This window comes from Arthrobacter sp. 1088 (assembly GCF_031455315.1).
In the GTDB taxonomy this organism is placed as follows: Bacteria; Actinomycetota; Actinomycetes; order Actinomycetales; family Micrococcaceae; genus Arthrobacter.
The window spans coordinates 59,837-80,897 of sequence record NZ_JAVDSM010000013.1 but is presented as its reverse complement, the minus strand read 5'-3'; the positions used below and the strand labels follow the sequence as shown (position 1 = coordinate 80,897).

18 protein-coding genes and 1 pseudogene are annotated in these 21,061 nt (G+C 61.0%); 6 read left to right on the top strand and 13 right to left on the bottom strand.

Annotation, left to right across the window (positions count from 1 at the left end; genetic code table 11):
- Positions 1-306: 306 nt before the first annotated feature.
- The 4 genes from J2Y41_RS19200 to J2Y41_RS23160 all read right to left on the bottom strand — a co-directional run bounded on the left by J2Y41_RS19200 (position 307) and on the right by J2Y41_RS23160 (position 5,568).
- Positions 307-1,014, bottom strand: a complete 708-nt coding sequence (locus J2Y41_RS19200) for a sigma-70 family RNA polymerase sigma factor (RefSeq protein WP_309930862.1) — start codon at positions 1,012-1,014, stop codon at positions 307-309.
- A gap of 827 nt (positions 1,015-1,841) precedes the next feature.
- The gene (locus J2Y41_RS19195; RefSeq protein WP_309930860.1) at positions 1,842-2,135 is read right to left on the bottom strand and encodes a hypothetical protein; all 294 of its coding nucleotides are present in this window, start codon (positions 2,133-2,135) and stop codon (positions 1,842-1,844) included.
- A 725-nt stretch (positions 2,136-2,860) separates the two neighbouring features.
- Complete coding sequence (locus J2Y41_RS19190; RefSeq protein WP_309930858.1) at positions 2,861-4,117, bottom strand: transposase family protein; 1,257 nt, start codon at positions 4,115-4,117, stop codon at positions 2,861-2,863.
- 305 nt (positions 4,118-4,422) lie between these two features.
- Positions 4,423-5,568 (bottom strand): collagen-binding domain-containing protein, encoded by a 1,146-nt coding sequence (locus tag J2Y41_RS23160; protein ID WP_396133569.1) that lies wholly within the window; start codon positions 5,566-5,568, stop codon positions 4,423-4,425.
- Positions 5,569-6,210: 642 nt separating this feature from the next.
- Here J2Y41_RS23160 and J2Y41_RS19180 point away from each other — a divergent pair.
- Positions 6,211-7,545, top strand: a complete 1,335-nt coding sequence (locus J2Y41_RS19180) for a NosD domain-containing protein (protein ID WP_309930854.1) — start codon at positions 6,211-6,213, stop codon at positions 7,543-7,545.
- A 264-nt stretch (positions 7,546-7,809) separates the two neighbouring features.
- Here the strand turns inward: J2Y41_RS19180 and J2Y41_RS19175 are convergent, their stop codons facing one another.
- From J2Y41_RS19175 to J2Y41_RS19160, 4 genes are all read right to left on the bottom strand, one after another.
- The gene (locus J2Y41_RS19175) at positions 7,810-8,106 is read right to left on the bottom strand and encodes a sigma factor-like helix-turn-helix DNA-binding protein (protein ID WP_309930852.1); all 297 of its coding nucleotides are present in this window, start codon (positions 8,104-8,106) and stop codon (positions 7,810-7,812) included.
- Between the two features lie 689 nt (positions 8,107-8,795).
- Positions 8,796-9,284, bottom strand: coding sequence for a substrate-binding domain-containing protein (locus J2Y41_RS19170; RefSeq protein WP_309930850.1), 489 nt, complete (start codon positions 9,282-9,284; stop codon positions 8,796-8,798).
- A 141-nt stretch (positions 9,285-9,425) separates the two neighbouring features.
- Complete coding sequence (locus tag J2Y41_RS19165; RefSeq protein WP_309930849.1) at positions 9,426-9,707, bottom strand: hypothetical protein; 282 nt, start codon at positions 9,705-9,707, stop codon at positions 9,426-9,428.
- A gap of 403 nt (positions 9,708-10,110) precedes the next feature.
- Positions 10,111-11,613, bottom strand: coding sequence for an FAD/NAD(P)-binding protein (locus J2Y41_RS19160; protein ID WP_309930847.1), 1,503 nt, complete (start codon positions 11,611-11,613; stop codon positions 10,111-10,113).
- A gap of 424 nt (positions 11,614-12,037) precedes the next feature.
- Between J2Y41_RS19160 and J2Y41_RS19155 the strand changes: the two genes are divergently transcribed.
- The 3 genes and pseudogenes from J2Y41_RS19155 to J2Y41_RS23155 all read left to right on the top strand — a co-directional run.
- Positions 12,038-12,277, top strand: coding sequence for a hypothetical protein (locus J2Y41_RS19155; protein ID WP_309930845.1), 240 nt, complete (start codon positions 12,038-12,040; stop codon positions 12,275-12,277).
- Positions 12,278-12,294: 17 nt separating this feature from the next.
- The gene (locus J2Y41_RS19150) at positions 12,295-12,711 is read left to right on the top strand and encodes a hypothetical protein (protein ID WP_309930843.1); all 417 of its coding nucleotides are present in this window, start codon (positions 12,295-12,297) and stop codon (positions 12,709-12,711) included.
- Positions 12,712-12,858: 147 nt separating this feature from the next.
- A pseudogene (locus J2Y41_RS23155) lies at positions 12,859-13,365 on the top strand (RNA polymerase sigma factor); the annotation flags it as partial.
- A gap of 614 nt (positions 13,366-13,979) precedes the next feature.
- Here J2Y41_RS23155 and J2Y41_RS19145 read toward each other — a convergent pair.
- The 5 genes from J2Y41_RS19145 to J2Y41_RS19125 form a co-directional block, all read right to left on the bottom strand.
- The gene (locus J2Y41_RS19145; RefSeq protein ID WP_309930840.1) at positions 13,980-14,195 is read right to left on the bottom strand and encodes a hypothetical protein; all 216 of its coding nucleotides are present in this window, start codon (positions 14,193-14,195) and stop codon (positions 13,980-13,982) included.
- A 683-nt stretch (positions 14,196-14,878) separates the two neighbouring features.
- Entirely contained in the window at positions 14,879-15,145 is a 267-nt protein-coding gene (locus tag J2Y41_RS19140; protein WP_309930839.1) for a recombinase family protein, read from the bottom strand.
- Positions 15,146-15,334: 189 nt separating this feature from the next.
- On the bottom strand, positions 15,335-16,525 hold the full coding sequence (locus J2Y41_RS19135; protein WP_309930837.1) for a PDDEXK nuclease domain-containing protein: 1,191 nt from the start codon (positions 16,523-16,525) through the stop codon (positions 15,335-15,337).
- Positions 16,526-16,783: 258 nt separating this feature from the next.
- Positions 16,784-17,224, bottom strand: a complete 441-nt coding sequence (locus J2Y41_RS19130) for a DUF4913 domain-containing protein (protein ID WP_309930835.1) — start codon at positions 17,222-17,224, stop codon at positions 16,784-16,786.
- Positions 17,225-17,237: 13 nt separating this feature from the next.
- Positions 17,238-19,001, bottom strand: a complete 1,764-nt coding sequence (locus tag J2Y41_RS19125) for a TraM recognition domain-containing protein (protein ID WP_309930833.1) — start codon at positions 18,999-19,001, stop codon at positions 17,238-17,240.
- 225 nt (positions 19,002-19,226) lie between these two features.
- Here J2Y41_RS19125 and J2Y41_RS19120 point away from each other — a divergent pair, with 225 nt between their 5' ends.
- Positions 19,227-20,318, top strand: a complete 1,092-nt coding sequence (locus tag J2Y41_RS19120; protein ID WP_309930831.1) for a tyrosine-type recombinase/integrase — start codon at positions 19,227-19,229, stop codon at positions 20,316-20,318.
- Positions 20,319-20,322: 4 nt separating this feature from the next.
- Positions 20,323-20,661, top strand: a complete 339-nt coding sequence (locus tag J2Y41_RS19115; RefSeq protein ID WP_309930829.1) for a helix-turn-helix transcriptional regulator — start codon at positions 20,323-20,325, stop codon at positions 20,659-20,661.
- Positions 20,662-21,061 lie beyond the last annotated feature (400 nt).

The window sequence follows — 21,061 nt, the reverse complement described above, 5'->3', positions numbered from 1 at the left end:
ATCATGACGATGCGGCACTGCCGACTGTGCCTTCATGAGACAGGTCGTGGCCCCTTCATAGTCAAGGTGCAGTGGGAGGGCAAACCTGAACGGGGACCGTCGGATGCGGCTGTGATGACCGGTACGCGACTTCACCAACGTTTCTGGTTAGGGCAGTTCTTGGGCATGGTCAAAGGGTGCGTCCAGGGCCTAGCCGCAGCTCGGACGGGCAGTCCACGCGCATCACTGCGCGTGGAATGCCAGCACAGCCTTTTCGGGAGCGACGGATTGCCGGAGGAGTGAACTTTGACGGCTGCCGAGTTCCCCTCACTTGGGTCCGCCGCGGGTTACGCGCTCCTTGGGTCCGGCGGCCGCCTGCTCCCCGTAGGCGGCGCGCAGTCCTGCCCGGGCCCGTTTAAGCAGCGCAGACACAGCGTTTGGGGCAATCCCGAGGACGGGCGCGATCTCCTTGGGCATGTGGCCCATGACTTCGGCATGCCAGAGCACCGTCCGCCACCTTTCCGGCAGGGAGCGCATCGCTTCTGCGATCCGTTCGTGCTCAACCACGGAGAGCACTGTTTCCAACCTGGGGTCGTCGACTGGGTAAGGGTCCAGGTTCTCGTCACCGGTCGGCAGTTCACGACCGCGTGCCACCCAACGGTTGTTTGCCGCGGACCGGATCGCGGTGCTCAGGTACGGGCCAAACACGTCTGAAGGTCCGCGGCCGTTGCGGATGGCGCTCACGGTTTTCACGAACGCCTCATGCAGAACGTCCTCCGCTTCATGGGCTCCCGTCATCAATGATCCGGCAAATGCCAAGGCCCGGTCCCTGTGCCTGCCATACAGGGCCGCCATCGCTTCAGGATCCCCTGACCGCACTCCCTCAATCAACTCCGATTCTGCCCCCAAAGCCCATGTGGGATGGCCGACGGCGGCCGAAGTCTCCTCAGCATCCAATCCGCCAACAAGCGGTTTCTGCCCTGTTGTGATGTGCTGAGACCCATCACCTGTTGAAACGTATTCAAGTGTGCCCATTGGTAGTGCCCGTCCCCATGTGTCAAAAAGTAGAGAGCGCTGCGCTCTCCACTAACACACGGATCTGGCACGATCGTGACGCAAGCACCAAGACTGGAGTTGACCTGTGGACGTGAATTGCCCTCCAACGAATAGCTGTTTCGGGTTCCGCTCCCCTGCATGCGACTGACCTAACCACTTTTCGCCTGTACTGGTCGCCTTCCTCCCACAGCCCGGGCAGCGCCTTTGGGCGTGGAGAAATGCGCCGGCGCAGGGCGGGTCCACGTCCCTGCCATACACCGGCGCCCGCGGTGGTCATCAGGTGCATGCCGGCATACATATCGGGATGTAGCGCTGCTATTTCTTACCCGGTAACCGTCGCCGCTGACGTGCCGCCGCAGGATGTGTGTTCAACCCCCACCTTGCCCCACATGGGGTGTATGTGTAGCGTCTTTCCTCCTACTGACGGAGCGATACGGGCCGAACCATGATCAGAGAGCCCACGCCTCTTTCGTCATCCTGGGACCAGGTATCAGGAACGTCACGAACGGAAGACCTTTCGGTTTATCCGGTATACGCGGGCCAGGGGTTCGGGGCACCCCTTGCAGGGTAGTCGACACAGCTGGGAAGAGAACCGGTGGAAGACGTAGGAACTCAACGCGTATGCCTGCCCGGGCAGGTGGGAGATGAGTGAAGCAGTCCGCTTTCCCCTCCTGCCCGGGCATCCGTCCCGGTCAGGGAGACAGAGACCATTGCCCTGCTGGCTCCCCGACGAACAGGCCGGTACTGGAAAAGGCTTGCAGCGTCAGTTTGGCAGTCCGATCGCCCGTCAGCCTGGGACAAGTGCCCTATGCGGCGCGCCCATGGGCCTCCATGGGTCCACCACATCGTTCGCAGGAACGAGCTAGACGTTGATCCAACGTCTCCTTGGAGAGGAGGGACTCCCGGAGTGTACGTACCAGCCAGGGTACCTCAACCTGGGCCAATTGCGACTGAGCCCACACCCCGGCAACAGTATCCAGAGGGTAAATCGCCTGGAGTTGCAGCCCCTCGATCCTCCCGAGGCGATCCTCGATCACCTCCAACGGGCCCAAGGAACCGTTGCGCGCACTCATCGTCACCGGTGTGCCCTCAGTATTCATCAGCGTTCCTTCCATGAGCCAACTTCCATCGCTCACGCATTCGGTGGCTTCAGGAAAACGAACTGCTGATCTGTTCGTGATGCCAGTGCGAGAATCGAACTACGTAGACCCACCTTGAAGTGGTGGGGCCGCCTTGCCAGCGAGCCCTCACCGCGGGCATTATGTTTCACCGTTCCTTTAGCTTGAGCGGCGGTGGCATTACCGTGTCGGTCCTGCCGCCATTGACGCTGCCCGGAGAGTCTTCGCTCGCTTAACGCCATCAATGGCTATCGATTCGAGCAGCGCTCTGAGAGCAAACATTGCCATGGACATCAGAAACAGCCGCGCGATACGCACCACTCGAACTATCAAGTACTCCAACAGCCGCGACGTAGGCCAGAATCACGGTTTAGCAACACGCCCCAGTGGTCGCTGCAGGCAGGCTTGAACTCAATGCCGGTGTCTCGCGTGACCGTCAACTGTCAGCATTCCGACGGCCACGAGTGGCGTCGCCGGTTGCGCCAATGGCCAAGGATGAGCCAACTCACACAGCTGCGCCACTCCATGTTGCGCGCTCGCCAAAGTCTCTAAGGATCCTGACCACTGTGGGGCTGGGGTTTATTGGAGGGACGGGCAACGTCGAACCGGGTCCACGTTGCCCGTCCGCCCCTCTTGAGTTTCCAACTTGCTTATCCGACGCTTCCTCCAGAGACGCTTTGCGGAGGCCAGGGACCTGTTGCCTCACGTCAATACCTCCGGGAAGGGGCATACGTTGCGTCATTGGAAAACCTCCGGTTGGGTCGGCGGTTCCAGTCCTCGTTGACGGGTGGTTTGACCGGTGCCGGCTGCTTTGCGGTGGAGAGCGTTTCAAGCCTGCGGGTGAGGGACAGGATTTGGCGGGACAGGGCGGCGGGTCTGACTTTTTGGTATTCGGTATCCATGCGGATCAGGGCCATTGGTGAGACATCGGGAGCAGCGGCCGTGCGCCGGTGCGCAGTGGCCGGGGCGTCATGTCTCTTGCTGACCTTGGCTCCCACACGGACCTTGGACACGAGTTTTTGCTGGGGCAGCAGATAGTTGGTGAAGATCCGGTCCAGTTCCCAGATCTGATTGAGCAGCTCCAGCTCCGCGGGCGTGTCGTAGCGCAGGTAGCCGACCAGCTCGCGGACCCTGGACCAGTTCTTCTGCTCCACGTGGGCCCCGTCGTTCTTGTTGTACGGACGCGAACGGGTGAAGGTGATCCGCTGGTCCTGGCAGAAGTCGAAGAGCTGGTTGTTGATGAATTCGCCCCCGTTGTCCGAGTCGATGCCGATCACCGGGAACGGGAAGACGGATATGGCATGCTGCAGGGCCGCGAACACGTGCTTCTGCGCCCTGTTCGGCACGGACCGGTTGACCGTCCAGCCGGTGGCGATGTCCGTGACAGTCAGCGTGAAGCAGAACTGCCCTGAGTTGTTGGCTCCCTCGTGGCTGACCAGATCAATCTCCACGAACCCCGGCACAGCGTCATCCCACTGAGCCCAGGTGCGGATCGGAATCTGCGACTTCAGCAACGATCCCGGCTTGGTATGGGAGCGCCCGCGCGGCAGCAGCTTGGCCCGCTCCCCGGCCAGGCGCCTGTCGATCGTCGCCGCGCTCATCCGTGCCAACAGGGCCGCCTGAGCATCGGTGACCTGCAGCGCCTCCTCTGCCCGCAGCAGCGGAACAAGCTCGGGCATTTCCGCGGCCAGCAGCTTTCCCGCCGGAGCCCGCAGCACCGCCCAGCAGAGCACCAGCGCCTGCTGCAGATCCGCCCCGTACACGGGCGCCCGTCCGGGGCGAACGGGTCGCGGCCTCGGCGGATCGAGGGCGTGCCGCAGCACCGCCCGGGCGTAGTCCCGGTGCCAGCCTGTCAGTTCAACGACCTCGTCCAGAATCCTGCCCTTCCGGATCCGGTCACCGGCCCGATAGGACCTTGCCAGCTGCTTCGTCACGGCCTTGCGCTCCGCCATCGTCAAACCCATCCACCCTGCGTAACCCGCACGCACCCGCCCGGCAACCCCGCACCAGCCGGAGGATTATTCATGAGGCAACGTATGCCCCTTCGCGGAGGTTTTTTATGAGTCAACGCGAGGGATTTTACTGGTATCTGAAAATAGCTACCGTGGGAAGCTGAAACCTGCACGCGCTGTTTGGTCCTTGGGGATGGCAGACTGCCACAGCTGGGGGCCGGCGGTTTATCGACGGGCCTTTGCGGGGTGGAAGTGTGGGAAAGCGCCAACTGCTATCGTGCGTTAGGCGACGCGCTTGCCCTGTTTCCGTGCTCGGCTCAGCAGTACGGCAGCCCCCCGATCGGAATCAGAGAGAGCGGCAGCGACAATCCAGATACGGTCAAAGCCGGTCTCAGCAAGCTGGGCTTGTGCTGCGTCCTGGACGACTTCCCCGGGGTGGTCTCCGTTGGGTAAGAAGTCGGTGCTACAGGCTCGGTTGGCTGAGGTCCAGTGGAGTCGGCAGTGGGGGCCGCCGTGGGTGTGGTGGTTGCCTTCGGCGTTGGGGTTGCGGAGGGTGTGACGACCGGCTCGGGTTGAGCGGAGCAGGGCGTCGATTCATGGCTCCAGTGGTGGATTTCCCCGGCCCCAGTGATGTTGAGGCTCTCGCTTATGATTTGACCGCGGAGGGGGTTGGTGCGGTTGTAGTCCAAGGCGGCATCTGGGGGGGGAGCTGAGCTGGGTGGCATTCGTGTTCCAGATGTTGGTTTTTCCCTCCTGCAGGAGGAGATGGAGTTCGCTGTCTCCGGTGGCGGTGACAATCGAAGTGTTGTTTCCTTCGGCCGGGTTGGCGTAGTAAGCGGAAAGGCTTCGCAGACGGTCGAAATAGTCGGCGGGAAAGGCATCATTGAAGGCCTCGGCGGCGGCCGAATAGTCCGACACGCTTTTTGTCCGGCGCCAAATTGAGAATTCAGGTAGCGATTGGGGTTGTCCCGGAAGAGGCGTCCATCATCGGTGACGTGCAGGCCGGCTGTGTCGCTGATCTTGCCGAAACCACCATTCAGATCAAGCTTCTGCCCGCTGGAGTAGTCAACTGTTCCCCCAACCAAGAGCTGGGTGGAAGGGCCTCCAACAGAAGGCATCGCGCTGCCATCGGTGTTGCCCAAAAAGTTGTACAAGCCAAAGCTGACGTCTCTGCCAGCCACCAGGCTTCCCTCAATCTCCCCACCAGCTCCGGTTGTGCCGAGGGAAGCATCATCTTCTACAACGACCGTGAAGTTGTGAGTTTGGGCCAACGGGTTCAAACACGTTGCCGGGCCTGGTGTCGCGGAAGCAACTGCAGCAGATCCAATGGCGACAGCGAGTACCGCGGTGCTACCCGCGACGACGCGGGATAACGTTGGCGTGTTCAGTGAAGCCCGCCTTGCGCCTAATCGAGTTAAATGCAGTGAAAGGATGATCTTTCTTTCTGGACGCGTAGTACTCATGGAAAAGAAGCGCGTCACTTTGTGGCCCCAAAGCACCTGTGGGTGAGGGGGAGGCGGCCGGGATAACCACCGGAGGCCCAAGTAAACTACATAAGTTGCAGCTGAAACATGACGCGTATTGGACTCAAAACACCTATTCTTGAGGCAATCTTGATTGACTCGATGCGCTGCCCCGTTTACAACGATCTTCCCTGATGCCAGCAGCACGGGTAGGTAGGCATCAGCCTTCCAACCTTTGCCCCGTAGGTAGGCTTGCGGATTTATCACTGCCAGCGATTCGTACCAATACCGGCCAGTTCGCGCCACGTAACCCTGAGGCCCAATTCGCCGAGCAGGAAGCAATCAGGCTGTTGCTGGTCCGTGGAAGTAACGCAACCCGCGAACGATTGCCAAACACCTTGGTGAAATTTTGGCGTTGACAGCAGAGGTTTTAGCCTTCTAATCTCGTTTGTGGCCGAAGAATAATCGTTTTGGCAAGGCCACACACCGTTTCGTCTCTCGGCGGGAACAAGGAAGTCTTCCCGACCTCAGAGGCGCAAAAAGCGGAGCCGGACAGCAATCATGACGATCTCCGACCCCCGCAAAGGAACGGGCGCGGTTCCGGATAATCCAAACATTTCAGAGTGCACTTAGGAGACAAACGTGACTAACACGAACCTGGAACCCGGCGATACGAGCCGACGCAGACTCTTGGGGGCAGGCGCTGTTGCTACCCTTGCAGGAGCACTGACCCTGGGAACGGCAGTATCGGCCCAGGCCGCGGACAAGCCACAAGGAGCGAACATTTACGATGTTACGTCTTGGAAGATAACGGGTCAGCCCAACGTCACGGCGCAGTCTGATATTGGTGCTGTGATCAATGACATCATTGCGGACATCAAGAAGCGCCAGACCACAGCCGATACCAGGCCCGGCGCCGTTATCACGATCCCTCCGGGCGACTACGATCTTCGCACCCGGGTCGTCGTGGACATCAGCTACCTGACAATCGCGGGGTTCGGCCATGGGTTCTTCTCCCGCAGCATCAAAGACAACGTAGACACCTCCGGGTGGCTCGAACGGCAGCCAGGCGGGAGTCACATCCGTGTCCTGACTCCGTCGATAGCCCCCCAGGCCTTCCTTGTCCGTCGTGATGGAAGCCCACGCCTGTCCGGGGTTGTGTTCCGAGACTTCTGCCTTGATGGTGTCGAGTTCCCCCCGGACGGCAACAGCTACCGTAACGGCAAGACCGGCATTGAAGTTGCATCGGACAACGATTCCTTCCACATCACGGGAATGGGCTTCGTATATCTCGAACATGCACTTATCGTCCGTGGCGCCGACGCTCTGCGTGTCCACGACAACATGATCGCCGAATGCGGCAACTGCGTCGAACTCACCGGAGCCGGCCAGGCGACAATTGTCAGCGACAACCTCATGGGAGCCGGACCGGACGGGGTCACCCTACTGGCTGAAAATCACGAAGGTCTTCTCATCACCGGCAACAACCTGTTCCCCCGCGGCAGGAGCCTTGTCGAATTGAGCGGCTGCAACAGGTGTTCGGTGACCTCGAACAGGTTCCAGGGATTCTTCCCGGGGATGATGCGACTTGTCAATAACTGCAAAGAGAACCTGATCACCGGCAACCACTTCCGACGCGGGATGGAAGGCTTCCCGCCGTTCCTCGGAAAATCCAATGGCTTGGACGACCTCTACGGCGTCATTCACGTCGCCGGAGACAACAACCTTCTCTCCAACAACCTCATCGCGTACGACGTTTCCCCCGACAGGATCGTACCGGCGAACGCCCAGCCGACAATGATCCTCATCGCTGGAGGCGAAAGCAACGTGGTTGCACTCACTCACGTTGTGAGCAATGTCGAATCACAGAATGTCGTTCTCGACGCTTCCACTGTCCGCTCAAAAGTGCTGGACAGCGGCCCCGCTTCGAAAATAACTTCCTACAGCGCCGACACCGCCATCCGCCCGACCCCCTAACCAGGAACCAACACAGCCGTCTTCACTGCTGCGGGATAACCCGTTCGATAGTGAATACGGCTGTTCCTTTGGGCATTGCAGACGACCCACCCGGAAAAACGCCTGGTGCACTCTACCCAGATCCTGTCCCTGCAGAGTCCTTTAGGCGACCAGGCAGGACGCGGCCATCGTGCCCACTCCGGACGGGCCCTTTCAAAGGCCGAGGCCAACCGGCACGGGCTGGCCCTGTACAAGCCCGCAAAGCGAAGAAAGCCCATCACCGGACTAGGGCGCGCTGGGCGCATCGGCGTGCCGTTGGTCGTAAGCGGCCCGGAGGGCCCTTCGTGCCCGCTGCAATGACGCATTGATGGCGTCCGGGTCGATACCCAGCGCCGACGCTATCTCGCTGGGTGGGGACCCCAGCACTTCTGCATGCCATAGCAAGGTCCGCCATGGTTCCGGCAACGAGTGCATCGCTAGCGCTAGCCGTTCGTACTCGAACATCGGCCAGCGTGTGCCGGACCCGCCCGAAGGGACAGTCTCCCCAGCCTCCTGGAGGCTTCCATGCTCCAACAGACCCATGAGGGCCAGCCTCCTGGTCCTCTTCGTGCTGGGGGAGGCGCCGGGTCCCGGGCCTCCCCCCGGCGCAGGGGCAAAGGAGTCGGAGCCCGGCCCCTGTCCCGTAAACGGGCCTGTGGCCACAGAATCCTGAATCTTCGCGGTTCCGGCCGCACCACTGACCCTGTCGAGCGCTACTTCCTGTCCGAAGAGTGACCGATGTCGGGGCGCTATGAAGCCAGGTGTCCCCATGGGGTGCTCAACTCCCCCGCTTGCCAGGCAGATCGCCGGGGCACAGCCGATCCGATGGTTCATTTTGTGGTCGATGTTGTGCATCTGGTCTCACGCAGCCTTCAACGTCTTTGGATTTCATGCGACTCACGGTGTCCTCTGCCGGGGCGCTAGCGGTATAGACGTAGGTCTGCGATGCTCCACCAGTTATCTGCGCTGCCACTTGAGGAGATCCGGAGATAGCGGGCGTTTGTGGTCGCCAGGTCGATGTTGAGCAGCTTTTTTCCGCAGTTTTCGTGATTCGGACCCGCCGGTCCGGGAGGGCTTGGATCATCTTTGTCCCTTCTAAAGACGCTTCGCGCTGTTGGCCGCGGTGATAACTTATGCGCTTAGAAGTTCGCCAAAAGGAGGCCTTCAATGCGCCCATTAGATCAGGTGGTGGAACTCAATCTAAGCGCATTACTGTGATTTTGACAACAGTATTACGAGGCCGGGATCGCCAGTGAGGGATCAGTCCGGGCGGCAGCCGCAACTTTCGCGGACACGAGACGGACCGGCAGTTCCCGACTGGCTGGAGCAGCAAGCGGGCGGGCAATCGCGTCCACGAGCAGCTCCACTGCCGTGCGGCCCATCAGCTCCATTGGCTGGCGGACGGTGGTCAACGACGGGCGAACCAGGCGGCCAGCGACAACACCGTCAAAGCCGGCCACCGCCACCTGCCCCGGGACCGAGAATACGGCTGCCCTCAGGGTCTCCATCACGACCAGCGCCTCTTCATCGTTGGCGCAGACGAAGCAATCGGGCAACGAACCGCGGTCCATGAGTTCCACGACCAGTTCTGGGGTGACGGCACTCGCGCCGGGGCGGCCGTCCAAGGGTGGCGAAACTTCCAATCCGCGGACGTGCAGGGCGTCGCTGAAAGCGTCGTACCTTGCTTTGGTCTCCGCGTTGGGGACGCTGACAAACGCCAACTTCCGGAAGCCATGAAGTCAACCAGGTGCGCCATCAGCTGTTGCATGCCGGAAGCATTGTCAATGGTGACGTGGTGTAGTTCGTTCTGGCCGGAGGGTTAGACAGCTCGAGAACGGGGATACGGGCAGAGATGCGGCGGGTTACCTCTGGAGGAATCGTGCGGGGAAAAACGATAACCCCATCAACCCTGCCGGCAATGTCAGTAGCCGCCCGTTCGCTGCTGGCCTCGTTTCCAACTCAACGCCCCGCTGGACTTCATCAACATAAACAGGGAACAACCGGCAGTCATCGTTGGGAGCAACTACGGCTGCGGCGCGGTCTTTTGTCGTCCGGCCCTTGGCAAGGCCCCGCGCGCTGGCGCTGGGCACATATCCAAGTGCCCTAGCTGCCTCCAGAGCAGTCTTCCTGGTCGATTCCTTCACGCGGTGAGGCTGGGTGGAGGCAAAGGACACGGTAGCTATGGAAACCCCCGTCTACTCGGCAACGTCATAATCCGTTGGACCCTTGACCACCGCTATCACTCGCCTTCACACCCAGCTTATGCGCTTAACGGCATAAACCCGCGCTGGAACCAGACTCGCATTGGGAACTGGGCATCGTGAACTGTCAGCATGGAATTGCCCGGCCACTGCCTTCAGAGCACGCGGCGGCTCGGCGCCGTGCGCAATCGCGATTCCGGCGGGACGATGCCGCGCTGGCCGAGACGCCAGCATGGCACACTTCCATGTGGCGGTCTCAGTTTCCTTCCGTGGCAGGCCACAAGACCGGCCGCGGCGAGGACGTGGCTCCTGCTACGGCACGGCAGCCCAACAAGGCGCCAAGGGCTTAGACCGTCGCGGGTACCGGAGTCCGGTGTCGCGTTGTCCTTTCCTTGATGTCGTCATGAATGGCCTTGGCGATGTCGGCGCTGCGGTACACCAGAGCGGGTGTGCCGGATGTGAAGAAATAGGCGCCATGGGTCAGGTCTCCCAATGCGAATAGGTTCCCTGACCCGCGGCCGCCGATGACAGCGCTGGAGCTGGCTGCTACCTCCAGTCCCCCGGCATGGTGTCTTCGGGCGAGACCGTGAGTGACAGCGGAGTTCACGAGTTGTTCCACGTTGGGGTGTACTCCGTAGCTAGGGGGCGTCACGGCGTTGACGACGTAGTCCACCTGTTCCCTGCCGGTGGCCAGCTGCACCCCGAAAGCTTCCCGGCGGTACTGGACGTGCTTCAGGCCACCCTTCACTTCGAGCTGGCCCGCCTCCAGCATCTCCAGGATTCTTTCGCCGTTTTGGGGTGGCATTGGGCAGCAACGACTCATGATCGAGCGCATCGTGGAAGGTGAGGCCAGTGTTCGGTTCTTGTCGTTGGGGCTCAGGGAGTACCAAATGTCCTGCCAGACAAGTATCGACTTTTGAAAAATGTACGTTTCCAGATCCGTGCTGTCGTAGGGCCGCTCCAGTTGCCAGCGGAGGTCGTCCCGCGTCCTGGACAGTCGCAAGTGCGGAAACAGGCCGCGAGGCTCTCCTCCCCAGGCACGCACTTCCTGGTCGAAAAGCTGTTCCGCATCGTCCAGGCGAAGATAGGTGCCGGATCGTGCGAGGGTGAGCACATTCTCAGTGGTCAGGTATTTCCCCGTCCAGCTGGGGCCACTGCGCCGCACCAATGGCAGGGTCCCGGATCGCGAGTACATCCTGATGGGTCCTATGTGGCCGCGTTCCCGCAATGCTACGGTGACGTCCACCGCTGTCAGGCCGCTTCCCAGAACACCCACCGCGGCGTCGCCAGGTATGCCGGACAGTTGCTCGCGCGCAGGATATGGGTCTGCGATGTAGCCATCGAACCCGTCGAGATCGAAGGGGCAGCCCAGGACGCTTCCTCCTGCGCACAGGATGACATAGTCGAATTCATCACGCCGGGCATCTGTCTCCAGAATGTAACCGGACGATCCGATGGGAGCAACCGATGTCACGCGTTGTTGGACGATTTCCACACGCCAGCCGCGACGCTTCAGGTCCCGCACGAGATCGCCCGCATGCTCGGCAATATAGTTTCCATAAATCTCCCTCGACAGAAAAGCATCCTGGGCCCTGACCCCAGCCATATAGCCCTTTCGAGTAAGCCATTGCTCGGCATGTGAAGGGTCACCGTAGCGGATCGACATGCCGGCCGCCGAAATATTTGCCAGAACGCACGGGCTGTCCGCCTGAAAGACGCGCCCTCTCCACGGTTCAGCGGAGGCATCGTACAAGGTCAGACTGATATCGGACTGATTCCCGAGAGCCTGTTCCAAGCCGTCCAACATGCACGCCCCCGCAGTACCAAGCCCTACCATTGCAATTCTCATGAGATCCCTTCGATCGACTTCGGTACGCGCCTCCACTACCAAAACCGGAAGATCCCATCACAGTGACGTGCCCAAAAACCTCCGCTCCACCACAACCGTCGTCGCACACGTCATTCGTTGATCAGAGCCACCGACGTGGACAGGCCAACCGGGCAGAGAATACCTGCGCGGCATGCCCTCACAGCCAGCACAGGAAACCAAAGGCGGGGAATCGTTTTTTGCCTTCTGACCAGACGGCATTCATTCGAACCTGGAACGAAGCACGCGCCGGGTCATCCTGCGGCTGCCGCCACATATACGCAGTCGGAAGTTGCACAGGGACAGTTTGCTCAGGACAGGAACCGGGCCGACTCCGTAAGACTCCGCAAGGGACATCTACAGTGGCGCTTCCGTCACGAAGCTGGACCAACTGAGTTGACTTGACATGGAAATAGACCAAGGAAACACCAGCACGAGTTCGTCCGGCCGCCGCGACACGGTAACAGTGGGGGCTGCCGAGTTCCGCGAGTTAACCATGCGCTGGCAGGCGCTGCGCCACGTATCAGACCGCAAGGGCCAGGCTGTTGACCCGGTCGCCGCCTTGCGATGCTCAGGGGCAGTGCTGGAGGCCGTGAGCACGGTGATCGCAGCCGCCGAAATGGCTGACACGGCAGCTTCCTCCTGAGAGCTTGGGCTGAGCAGATGCAACTAACAGTAAAGGCTCCCAGGGCGCCTGCCCACGGTGTGCTCGCACAGGTCCTTTCAGAAGACCATCAAAGCTACCTTGGCCTTGGCACGTTCACCCGGCTCGTGGAATCGGCATCAACATCTGAAGGCGACGCCCTGAGGCTACGTGTATTGCGCATTCTTGAAAACGGGCTCGCGGCTGGATACCTGGCAGCAGGTGACACCTTGGGAGGGCAATTCCACCCCTGGCCCGATTCTTACACCCAAACCCTGAAGCGGATCGAATCCGCATGGCCGGCGGGCGGGCTGCTGTCCCACGCGGACCTGCAGGAAGTGTGTTGTTTGGCCAAAACAGCGTCCGGAGAACGCATCGCCGCTTTCTATCGCACCCTCTGGTCCGGTTCCGGTGCAGTCGACAGCACCGCTACCTAGCCAAAGTCCCAGAATCCGGGCTTTTGCCAACGCCCGTTCGGCGTCACCATTCCACTTCTCGGCGGTTAAGGCAACTGTCAGTCCTCTTCGCCGTTCATTTCGTTCCGGCGACATCATCCGGGGGTTACCATCAGCTTCTCCAACACATTGCAGGTTGACGACGAGTACCTGATAACACTCATCCGGGACGGTGACCGGGACGCCGCAGGAACGTTGTACGAACGGCATCATGAGGCAGGCTTCAAATACGCACGCCGGCTTCTGGATAATGTCGCCGATGCGGAAGACGTTGCTCAGGAAGCATTCACAAAGACAGTACTGGCGATAGCTCGAGGAGGCGGTCCTGAGTCACTGTTCAGACCATACCTTCTCAGGGCAGTCCGGACCTCCGCAGCCGATAGATGGCAACACCAGGCCAGGGAGACGCCCAGCGAGGAGACACCTGATACTGGACATGAGGACCCTTTCCTTGCCTCCGTGCTGGACAGGGAAGACAAATCAACCGTCCTTCGGGCATTCGAATCTCTTCCCGGACGCTGGCAAACTGTTCTCTGGCATGCCGAAGTTGAGAACGAACCACCGCGACGAATCGCACCCTTACTCGGTATCGAGCCGAACGCTGTGTCGGCTCTGCTGGTACGGGCCCGGAAAGGCCTCCGCGAGGCCTACCTAAGAACCTGCGCCACGGCACCGCGGGCCCCGGAATGCGAGCGAGCCTTTCCGCTGCTGGCGGCCCACGTGCTGGGCACAGCATCATCCAGGGATCGCAAGGTGGTAAAAGAACACGCCCAGGACTGCGATGAATGCACAAAAACCATTGCCGCCATGTCTGACGTCGGCAAGACTATGCGAGGCATCATTGCACCGGTACTGCTGGTTGGCTCTGCCAATGGCCTGCCCCCTTATGTTGGGCACCGTCCCCTACCGGACCCCCTACGCTGGGTCGCAATGAGTGCAGGGGTAGTTGGCGTAATCATCGCTGCGGTATTCGTGTTCACAGGCATGACGACAACCTCAAATGTCCAACCCCAGGTAACTCCCCGCATCCTGGAGGCTGTACCGTCCCCTTCTCTTACAGCAATACAGGACCCGGCGCAGTCCACTCCCACCGGAAGCGTCTCCGGTAAGCCTGACCCCCTGCAGGGCAGCCCATCAGCAGCAACCGACCCGCTCGTGAGTGCCCCTGTTCAACCACCCGACATCCGGGGCACAGAATGGACAGCACGTGCAACAGACAGAACAGCCCCACCGGTTCGTTCCGCGCGGGCTTACCCCTCACCCTCGGCCATCCCGAGCGTTCTTCCGTCAACCAGCCCAACCACCCGCCCCACGTCGACACCCACCCCCACAGCTTCTTCACCCAGGCCGCAACCAACATCCACGTCGACACCTAGCCCCACAGCTTCCTCACCCAGGCCGCAACCAACATCCACGTCGACACCTAGCCCCACAGCTTCCTCACCCAGGCCGCAACCAACATCCACGTCGACACCTGGACCGCCGGATCCTCAATGTAATAGGTGGTTTCTTTGGTGCATCGGTACCTGATAACCCGAGACACAGCGCCAGGCCTCGGCCGCAGGAAACCCGGTCGCTGAATCTGAACAACGCACTAGACTGCCTCACGAGGCCTTTGCATACAGGTAGCATGAGAACTCATCAGCATACGTACGATTTGGGGCGGATAGACATGCCGGAAGAACCGAACGAAAGGCTCACATTTTCTGTGGGCCGTCAGGAGTTCGAGGAACTGATCCGTCGATGGTCGGACTACCAAGCGGCCGCAGGGAAGGCGCCCGGTCAAGTGGATCCTATTAATGCCCTTCGGCTTACTGGGGGACTTCTTCGTTCCCTTGAGGAGGTGCTAGCTTCCCTGAACGAGGAAGCAACCGACGCGCAGTCATTAAAGGAACGCGGCTAAGGATCGTTGCGTCACAGCGTTAGGTTCCCGCCCTTTTGTTTTGCAGCAGCATTGTCCAGATCAGTGGTCAGAATAGTGTCGAAAGGGAACCTGCCGCATCACTTTTGCTCACAAACTGGTTTCTTTGAGCCGGCAATGAAGGCGCGCGACGCCAAGACTGCGGGAGGCTCGCTGTGGCATGTGCCGAGAGCAGATATAACTTTCCGGCAGATACCGCTGACCAGCCGCTACGCTCCCTTCGCCTCCTCAACTCCTGGCCCCAGTCAGCTTTGATACTGGTTCCGGAGTTCGCTCGGACATTAAGGCGTGTTCGAACTCGGCGATCGAGCCGATGATCTGGAAGAACATGCGCCCCAGCGCGGTGGACGTGTCGATGCCCTGGTCCAGGACCAGCAGATCCACGCCGCGCTCCTGCAGCATCCTGGACAGGTCGATGAGGTTTTCCAACGATAGCCCGAGCCGGTCGAGCTTGGTGACCACGAGCTGGTCACCTGCCCTGTTGACCGAGAGCAAGGAATTGTCCGGCGGGCGAGTTTCCCTGATGCGGTGTCAAGGAATATCTGCTCGCAGTCGGCAGCGGTCAGGGCGTCATGCTGGGCTTCCGGGTGTTGCTCACGTGTTGAACATGTCCGTATCCGACTCGCATCAACACAACGTATCACTAACCTGAGTGGGCGTTACATAGGCTCGTACACGGGAGGTTTACAAAATACGGTCAGTAATTCCGCGCCTTGCGGAACACGATTTCAATGTCTCGCGAACGATCGCTATCGGGCCAAGGCTTCGGCTGGGATTCGGCACGGATGCCCATGGCGCAGGACTACGAGCGGTCAAAATGTCGGCGGGGTTGGGCTGTCCATCATTTGGTTCTACCCATTCGAGGGCCGCGACGAGGCGGCCTTCGTTGGGCAGGGCCCGTTGTTCCGACGTGGGGAGCTTGTCGTAGGTGTAGGCGGCCACGGCCATGGGTGAGGTTGATCGGCCCAGACTGTACCTGACACTTCGGTCGTTCTTGGTGCCGCAAATGAGAATTCCGATGGTTTCGTTGTGATGCTCGCGGCGCAGCATGTCATCGACCAACGCGACGTAGAAGTTGAGTTTGCCAGCGTACTCGGGCTGGAATTTGCCGGTCTTGAGTTCGATAACGACGTAGCGGTTCTGGTCCATGTGGAAGAAAAGCATGTCGACGTAGTAGTCGTCGCCGTCGACGTCGAAGTGCACCTGTCGTCCTACGAAGGAGAAACCGGGTCCGAGTTCACGCAGGGTCTCGGTGATGCGGCTGGTCAGGGCATTTTCCAGGTCTCGTTCGGCGATTTCCCCCGACAGTCCGAGAAATTCGAAGTTGTAGGGGTCCTTGGCTACTTGCTGGGCCAGTTCAGAAGATTGCGCAGCAAGTTGCTGCGCAAAGTTCGACGGTGCGTTCCCTGTGCGTTCCAAGGTCCGGTTCATGATCATGTTCAGGAGCACGTTGCGGGACCATCCGTATTCCACGGCCGCCGCAGCGTAGGCGTTCGTGAGTTGTTGCCCGAGTTTCTTGTCGAGCAGGACCATGATGTGTCCCCAGGGCAATTGCGCAGCAGGTTGCTGCGCAATTGCGCCGTCGGGCCACATCGCGGCGAAAGTTGTCATGTACTGGATGTTTCGGGGCGAGAGACCCTTCATGTCAGGGAACTCTTGGCGTAGGTCCTCGGAGAGTCGTTTGATCACTCCGCTCCCCCAGCCCTGCTGTTCCTGTTGCTGCCGAACCCCTTGACCGATCGCCCAATAAAGCTCGATGAGTTGGGTGTTGACGGTCCGTAGTACCTTGGTCCTGGCCGCCTTGACTGTTGCCTTCAAATCCTCGAGAAGATCTAGATAGCCGAAGGGCAGGTCCAATTCACGCGAGTCCGTCATGCACTCCACCCTAACGGGGACCACGGACGCTCAAGATCAATTATCCAGACACTGTCTGGACAATTGCGCGACAGGCTGTGGCGCTGTTAGGAGCTTCATCTCACTCGGTATTTGTTGGGGTTGGATCGTGCCCCGGTTCGGTCGTCCGGATGGACAGTCGATAGTGCAACAGCTTGTTGCACTATCGAGCGGTTCGCATCATCCGTGCCCCGTTCCACTGATACCAGGCCGTTCGCTCGAGGGAGCTGAAGTACGGACTCACGGTTGGATGGTCCGCACGTCGGGGAACCAGCCGGCGGGTGCTTTGTGGGGTTCGAGGTGTTCGGGGTCTCGGTGTTTTTGCATGTCGCATTTGTAGAACGGGCCGCGGGGATCCAGGAGGACGTTCATGTGGTGGTCGGCGTGGTCGCGCCACCAGACGCTGATGCCTGTGGCGCCGTCGAGCCTCAGGTGTTCCCAGGCCCGCCAGAGTGCTTCGACGCGGGAGACTGCTTCGGGGTGGAAGTACCATTCGGTACACCATTTCGCCGCGCGGCCGTCGACATCCCTGACATAGGTGGGCAGCAGTTGTTCGTGCAGGAATTCTTCGGCTGAGCCGTAGACCAACTCCGGGGCCTTCTCCCCTCTACTGGCCGTCCGAGCTGGTTCGCACGGGGTGGGTTCTGTGGTTTCGCTGAAGCGTTCGATGTTGATGCTCATGAATTGGGTTCTCTTACCCGGTCACCCATGGATTAGCCGATGCCGCAACCGGTGTTGGGGTTTGTTCCGGGCGTGGGCTGTATTTTGTGAGGGATACTTCGACGGCGTCTTTGTGGGGGCCGGTGTACCAGGGCATGGTTCGCACGAGGGTGGCGGGTGCGCCTGAGGCGAGGACTACGGCGCGGCCGCGGTCCAGTTCAGCGAGGTTGGAGACGTCGAAGATGCGTTCCTTGCTCTCTTGGCGGGAGCGGCTGGACCCGGTCTTGCCGGTAGAGGTGGAGATGTTGATGTAGCTGTAGTCGCCGATCAGGTCCGAGAGAGCGCGGAGGAAGCCTTCTTCGGCGACGCCGCCGCCGTAGACCTTCACGTTCGCGGCAGACCAGATTTTCCGCATGTTCGCCTCTCCCCACAGCTCGACCCCTTGGGACCAGGACTGCAGGATCCCCATGACGATCAGTCCTTTGGAGCCGTAGTGGCTGAACTGGTCCGGCAGGGCAGCCCAGCGGACAACATTGGCCAGCTCATCCAAGGCGAATAATGCCGGTTTGGGAAGGCGGCCGCCGCTGCGCTCGGCGCGTTCCTCCATGGCCTCGGCAATGGCTACCGTCAGGGCTGTGGTGAGGGGCGCGGCCGAGCCGGCGCCTTCCTTGGAGAGAATGTAGATCGTCTCCTGGGACGCGGCGAAAGCTGCCGGGTTGAACTGGCGGCGGGCATCCGTTGCCACCGTTGCCCCACCGGTCGGGGCGACCCAGCGCAGCGTGTTCCGGCTCTTTAAGCATTGGATCATCTTCTCCGCGGTGCCAAAGATCCCGTCGCGCTGCTTATCGGCCAGCTTCAAGGTGGATTCAAGGCCCTTGTACTGCAGCTCATAGTCATGCTCGCGGAGGATCTCGATGGGTTCCTGGCTGACCTGTTCGGTGACCCAGACGTACACCTGCGTGATGGGCAGGTCCCCGAGCGCGGCCGCGAGGAAATACGAGGACAAAATGTCTTCGGCCTTCGGGTCGAAGTAGGCGTCGGGCTTGGAACCGGGCACACGGGAGCCTGCCGAGAAATGCTGGGTGAGTTTGTAGGCCTTCTCTTCGTCGGTGACGTACGAGAGCGGGTTCCACCACCAGTCCGGTTCTTCCTGGGCGATCTTCTGCGGATCGAACACCCACACCGGGGCCGTGTTCTCTCGGACGCCACGGGTGCCGTCCACGACGTCGCGCTTGTTCGACGTCGAGACCACAGCACCTGGTGCGTCAAGAATGGCCGGCATGACCCGTGAGGTCGATTTGCCGGTACGGGGTCCCCAGATATCTAGGCTCAAGTCTTCCCACGACTGGATGAACTTCTGCCCCGTGGAGACAACCTTCCCCACCACGATGCCCGGAGTGTCCGTGACACCCAGGCGCTCGGCCGTGGCCTTGGCCCCCTTTTCCGAGAACGCGGCCAGCGCCTTCCCGCGGCCCAGGTACCGGGCCGCCTTGTCGACGCGGGCGCGCTTTGACGCACCCTTCCTCCAAGCCACGAGTACAACAATGGCCAGGGCCAGCACCAGACCGGCCAGAAGGCAGGCAACGACCGTGGCTTCGGTGGGCCACGGCACACGGCCCCTGGCCAGGCCTGCGATCAGATCCACAGGGTGGGCTGGCGGGGCGCCGACGCCTGCCATCCACGACCCGAGATGCACCGCGGCGTAGGTGCCGCCGCCGAAGACGACGATGAAGCCAATGGCCAGCCAGACCAGCACGGCATCGCCCAGGCCCAGTCCTTTACGGTTTGGTGCGCTCACTGTGCGCCTCCATCCACTGGCAGGACCGGGGCTGCCGGTTCAAGCAGGTTTTCCAAAAGTCTCTATGCGCTCAGGTTCTTTTGCCCTGTTTAGGGCTGAGCTACGCGTTTGAGCAGGTGAAACTGGGTCCCAGACACCATCCGATTGATTTGAAAAACCGTCGACGGGAATGACGGTTTTGGCGTATTGTCGACGCATGCTCGCTCCTTCTGAAGTTGAACTCTGATGGTGCTGGTGGCGCTGCCGGGTAACAGCGCAGTTGATCCGGGGTACTGGAGCGCGCAAGCGGCCGAGGACTTCGAACAAGAGATCGTCGACCAACACGCGATGGCAATGGCAGCTGCTGGTTTGAGTGACGCCCATATCCGCCAAACCCGGGCGACGATTATCGAGTTCGCCCGGTCGGTGACGGTACCGCTGTGGGCGGTGACCTGCCAGGACGCAGACCGATTTCTCGCCGAGCAGAGACGGCTGGGACACAGCGTGAGCACCAGAGCAGGTAAGGCTGGAACGCTGGCGCTGTTTTACGAGTTCATGATCAGCCGCTACCAGGGCCAGATCCATCGGCTCACGGGAGTGCTCGTCGAACAGCCCATTGATGAGTTCAACCGCCAGTCCGGCGCGTCGCTGGGCAAGGTCAGAGTTCCTCCCTCGGACGCGGAAGTCGACGCATTGTTTACAGCTTGGCGCCACTCGATCCCGGCTGCACGCAAGTATCTGCCTGCAGCGCGGGACTACTTCGCTGCCTCGCTTTGGCGGCGTCTGGGATTGAGGATCAACGAGACGGTGATGCTCGACATTCGTGACTGGCGCCCGGACTTGGGTGGTTTCGGCAAGCTCCATGTCCGGTTCGGCAAAGGAACACACGGCCGCGGACCGAAACCCCGCCTCATTCCGGCGATCAACGGCGCAGCCGAACTCATTGATTGGTGGCTGGGTGATGTCCGGCATCAATACGGTGAGGACTGGTCCGACCCGGACGCCCCCTTGCTTCCCTCGGAACGCTTCGATCAGGACCTGGGCAGGTGCGGACGGGTTGGTGGCAACGCGCTCCGACGCGGCCTGAGGTTGCAGGTCGAGCAGTGGATGCCGGCATGGTCGGGACGAATGACACCACACGTACTGCGGCATTACTGCGCTTCCTCCCTCTACGGGGCCGGAATGGACATCAAGGCCCTCCAGGAACTGCTGGGCCATCAATGGCTCGCAACGACCTCCCATTACATCCACGTGCGCAGCGACCATGTTGAGCAAGCCTGGAAAACCGCCAATGAGCGGGTTGAGTCCCGCTTCGAGATCACCCACAAGGAAGGATGATCCCATGCAGTGGAATCTCCGGATCAGAGCCGCGGAACGCGGAATCTGGAAGTCGGCGCAGATGCGCCGAATGCTCGCCGACGCCGGGCTGGAAATCAGCGCCGGGAAGATGTCTTCGTGGTGGGCCGGAACACCGGCAACATTGAAGCTCGATGACCTTGACGTGCTCTGCTCCGTGCTGGAGTGCACGCCGACGGACCTGATGAGCCCCGAACCCGAAAAGGTCGCCGCACGCCGGCCCAGCACCACGGCCACCGTCAACGGCGACGAAACCCGGTCTGGCATGGTCCCGCCGGTCGTGACCCCCAGGTTCGGCCCGCCACGGTCCGAACCGCCTCTGTAGGCGAGGCTGTTGTGAGTCCGGCCCCAGGACCTCAGGCGCCGCTTCGCCCGCCATCCATGTGTTCCCAATGCCAGATCAACCGTGTCGCGTGGACCCACCCACGGGTGGACTACTGCTACAACTGCCTGCCTGGCGGCCCGTTCACACCACCCCCATGTTCCAAATGCGGCACACGCTCCGGCTACTTCAGCCAAGGGCTCTGCACCAGCTGCCATCCCGGCAGCCCGCAATACCCGGGCTCCTGCAAGGATTGCCTGGCATGGGGCGTGTACCGCCGGCACAACTGGACATGCTGGCCCTGTCGTTGGTGGCGTCCCCATAACCCCGAGGGCATCTGCGACTTTTGCGGACGCACCACCCGCATCGGCGAACGACGGGCCTGCAGGCTCTGCTTGGAACA